Below are 2,081 nucleotides of genomic sequence, written 5' to 3'. Positions count from 1 at the left end.
GCCTTATCGCGACAAAACCACAATGTACAGCAATCGAATCGACGGATGCAGGGCGCTATCGTGGGTGTCGAACGTGCCGCTTAGCCCCGAGCCAACGCCTACACCGCAGCCGACCAGTGAACATCACCCGCCGCCGCTTCTCGATCAGCTATCGCCGTGCTTGAGCCGGACCAGCGGCTCCAGTTCACAAAGCGCCACGCGCCGCCTCCGTGGAACGCGGCATCAGCGATCCAGCCCCACCACCTCTTGGCGCACGTGTACCACGGAGCAGTTCGATGGACTATTCACATTGATCCGTCGACTCCGGATTGCACTGAATGCGGTCACCGCGTGCTCGGAGGACGCGCCACGAAAATTTGGCATTTTGCGGACCGCGTTCGCCGACGCGCGACTCGCCGTGTCAACTGCGCGCGGCTTACCTATCGGTATCGACTGTAGAAGCCGACTAGTCCTTGACGGGTTTGAAGTTGTGTCGAAAGTATTGGACGCAGTGAGGGCTCAAAATGACGACGTCAGGGCTGATTGCGACGAGCTCGTTGCACGGCTTGACTGTTTAGCCGACATGCCGTGTGACGAATTGCTGGCAACGCGCGAACGCCTCAGAGGACTACTGAGGACGGTGGACGAGACGATGTCCCTTGGCGACGAACTCGAACCGTTTGTCGAGGGGCCATTGGCACACGTGGCGATAGAAGGCCTAAACAATGACGCTGCGTCAACAATCAGCATCGTTGCTCCACGCACCTCGCTGTACGCATCTCAGGTGCGGTTGACGACGGCGATCCTAGTCTGCGCGGTGAGCGAGCAGCATCTACGCACGTTCGACTGGTCGGGAGCAGTCCTGCAATCACTTACGTCTGTCGGGTCGGATGTGATGTCGGTTTTCCGGCTGTCTTCGCAATACACGCAGATTGGTGACGGGCTCCAATCCAAAAATAAAGCGACCTTACAGCGTGAAATCTGTGAGGCCCTTGCGCGCCTTGATGTAACCGCGAACCGCTTCGCCGAAGTGGTCGCGGAAAACTGGAGAGCGGACACCAGCCAGCCGCAGCAATGGCAGGAGGCATTCCACCATGCGAAACGGCTCGGCGATTCTGCATCACCAGTGCAGGCCTTCGCTTGCAAGTGGAGCGCGTGCGATACGCCTACCGATGAGCCTGAACCAAGGAGTGAGATATCGCGCATCAAGAGAACTCCAGCGACTGTTCAGAAGAACCGCCTACCGCGCCACCGCACGCGTCCAGAACGCCCATCGGTTGCCGTCAACCTGCCGCAGGCTTCCACGGATGCACTCGTGCGCCGGGAAAACTTGAAGCACGTTGCAGACATCCTGCACAAGAGCAAGCAACTAACGCCAGATGCCGTCCGCGAAGCGGCGTACGACGCACTTACGCTCGCCCGTCAATTTGGTCGGGATATCAGTACTATTGAAGCGATGAGCACTAGCGATCCGTTAGCGCTTGCGCACACGATCCGCGATTCGTTCGAATCGTGGTTTGGTAGCGTCGCTCAACTGAGTCTCGCCCGGAAAAAACTCGCTGTGCTCAAATCGGACCCCGAAGTCCGGGCGTACGCGGATCAGATCGATCAGCGAACAAATGTGCTTGAACAAATCCAAACTCGCATGAATCAACAAGAGGGCGATTCCATCAAGCAATACGCCTACCCTAAAGGCACTCACCTGCATCGTCTGTTCCATTTAGACGAAGTCGCTCAGGTACGAGCGCCGAGGAAGCTGGCTTCGGAGTCCGACTACGGCAACCTAGGAACGCTATTCGAGTTGTGCGTCGAACTTCACCCGATCTCCAACGGCGCCGCCGCAGACCCTATATTCGTTCACCTGCACGCCCAACACCCAGTGACCACTGACCAATGCCTGTCTCTGGCACTGGACGATTGCAGCGCAGTTCACATCAAGACGACGCGCCAAAAGAATCTGGGGAGGAATTGGGAGAAACTTCAAGTGTCTCTAGGAAAGATTGGCGTGACCGTCCATCGGGGCGAAATTGACAAGGCCCTATGGTGCCAATTGAGGAAGAAGGCAGGTGCACCCTCTTGAGCCGGTTTTGTCGCGATAAGGC

1 protein-coding gene is annotated in these 2,081 nt (G+C 57.6%); it reads left to right on the top strand.

From position 1 onward, the window contains the following. The first annotated feature begins 631 nt into the window (after positions 1-631). Positions 632-2,059: a hypothetical protein gene (locus BN2475_RS33005; protein ID WP_143326061.1), complete on the top strand. Its 1,428-nt coding sequence runs from the start codon at positions 632-634 to the stop codon at positions 2,057-2,059. The last annotated feature ends 22 nt before the right edge of the window (positions 2,060-2,081 follow it).

Source organism: Paraburkholderia ribeironis (assembly GCF_900019265.1).
In the GTDB taxonomy this organism is placed as follows: Bacteria; Pseudomonadota; Gammaproteobacteria; order Burkholderiales; family Burkholderiaceae; genus Paraburkholderia; species Paraburkholderia ribeironis.
This window is presented reverse-complemented; position numbering and strand designations above follow the sequence as displayed.

What these genes read in the sequence shown, in the direction of transcription:
- BN2475_RS33005 (WP_143326061.1), top strand. Translation starts at nt 632, where the DNA reads ATGTCCCTTGGCGACGAACTCGAACCGTTTGTCGAGGGGCCATTGGCA.